Origin of the sequence: Streptomyces albidochromogenes, assembly GCF_005981925.1 — a bacterium.
Lineage (GTDB): Bacteria > Actinomycetota > Actinomycetes > Streptomycetales > Streptomycetaceae > Streptomyces > Streptomyces albidochromogenes.
Map to the genome: position 1 here is coordinate 1 of NZ_VBVX01000569.1, position 1,885 is coordinate 1,885.

The 1,885-nt window shown below is 73.8% G+C and carries 2 protein-coding genes; both read left to right on the forward strand.

The features are described 5' to 3' along the window. Positions 1-3 precede the first annotated feature (3 nt). Positions 4-1,131, forward strand: a complete 1,128-nt coding sequence (locus E2E34_RS33890) for a glycosyltransferase family 4 protein (RefSeq protein ID WP_138905657.1) — start codon at positions 4-6, stop codon at positions 1,129-1,131. Between the two features lie 6 nt (positions 1,132-1,137). Then, positions 1,138-1,857, forward strand: a complete 720-nt coding sequence (locus E2E34_RS33895; protein WP_138905656.1) for a class I SAM-dependent methyltransferase — start codon at positions 1,138-1,140, stop codon at positions 1,855-1,857. The last annotated feature ends 28 nt before the right edge of the window (positions 1,858-1,885 follow it).

Sequence of the window (1,885 nt, forward strand, 5' to 3'; positions counted from 1 at the left end):
ACCCTGCACGATGCGAAACCCGCAGAGACGCACTCCGTACTCCCCCACCCCACCTCCCGGCATCCCCGCCGGATCGTCTTCCTCTCCCGCCGGGACCTCGGCAACCCCGCCGCCGGCGGCTCCGAACTCCTCGTCGACCGCCTCGCGGACGGCCTGACGGCACTCGGCCACCAGGTGACGCTGCTGTGCGGAGGCCCGGCGGCGTACCGCGACTACCGGGTCGTCTCCGCGGGCGGCGACCTCGGCCACTTCGTCAGGGCGCGCCGCGCCTTCGCCCGGCAGGTCGGCGACTGCGACCTGCTGGTCGAGGTCTGCAACGGCCTGCCCTACCTCACGCCCCTGTGGCACCGCGGCCCCACCCTGTGCCTGGTCAACCACGTGCACACGGAGCTGTGGGGCATGCGCTACCCGGGCCCGGCGGCCGGTCTCGGACGCCGCCTGGAGCACTGGGCGCTGTCGGCGGCGCAGCGCGACAACCTCCTGGTCGCCGTGTCGGACTCCACGGCGTCCGCGCTCACCGCGCTCGGGGTGGACCCGGGCCGCATCAGGGTCGTGCACAACGGCGTCGAGCAGCCCACGGAACGCACCCCGCGTTCCCCGCAGCCGCTGTTCCTCGCGATGGGGCGGCTGGTCGAGTACAAGCGCATCGACCTGCTGCTGCGCCTGTGGGAGCGGGTGCGGCCGGTGACCGGCGGCAAGCTCGTGATCATCGGCGACGGGCCGGAGCGCCGCGCCCTGGAGGCCCTCGCCGGCCCGGACGTGATCTTCAAGGGCCATGTCTCCGAGGCGGAGAAGCACCAGCTCTTGTGCGCGGCGCACCTGTTGCTGCACCCGTCCGCGGTCGAGGGCTGGGGCCTGGTGGTGACCGAGGCGGCGACCCGCGGCACCCCGGCGATCGGCTTCGACGTGCCGGGCCTGCGCGACTCCATAGCCGACGGCGTGACCGGCGTACTGGCGCGCGGCGAGAGCTCGTTCGCCGCCGCCTGGTGCACGCTGGCGCTGAGCGCCGAGCGGCGCGAGGCGATGGGCCGCGCGGCGGCCGCGCGCGCGGCGCACTACCGGTGGAGCAGCACGGTGCGCCAGTTCCGGGCGGTGGCGGCGGAGGCGGCCCTCGCCCACCGGCGGAGGTGAGCCCCGGTGAAGGACCCTTCCCTGCGCAGGTCCGTCACCCTCTTCCGGGCCTTCCTGAACGAGCAGTCCGACCCGGACCACTGCTACGCCCTGCTGGCCCGTGACGCCGCCGACCAGCTGGAGCGGTACGGGCCGCTGGCCGGCCGTGTCGTCGTCGACGTCGGCGGCGGGAGCGGCCACTTCACCGAGGAGTTCCGCAGGCGCGGGGCGCACAGCTACCTCTTCGAACCCGACGTACGCGAACTGCGGGGCCGCACGGCGCGGGGCACCGTACTGGCCGACGGCTACCTGCTCCCCCTCGCGGACGGCGCGGCGGACATCAGCTTCTCCTCCAACGTGCTGGAGCACGTCGAGGACCCGGGGACCTTCCTCAGCGAGCTGGTGCGCGTCACCGCGCCGGGCGGCCTGATCTACGTCTCGTTCACCAACTGGTACTCCCCGTGGGGCGGCCACGAGTGGGCGCCCTGGCACTACCTGGGCGCCGAACGGGCCCGCCGCCGCTACGAACGCCGCACCGGCCGCAGCGCCAAGCACACCCTCGGCGAGAACCTCTTCCGGATCCACATCGGCTCCACGCTGCGCCAGGTCCGCTCCCGTACCGACACCGAAGTGGTGACGGCCCGGGCCCGCTACTGGCCGTTCCTCCCCGGCGTCGCGCCGAGGATCCCCCTGCTGCGCGAGTTCGCCACCTGGAATCTCCTCCTCATCCTCCGGCGGTGTCCATGACGACCACCCTCCAGGCGCCTCCCAGGAC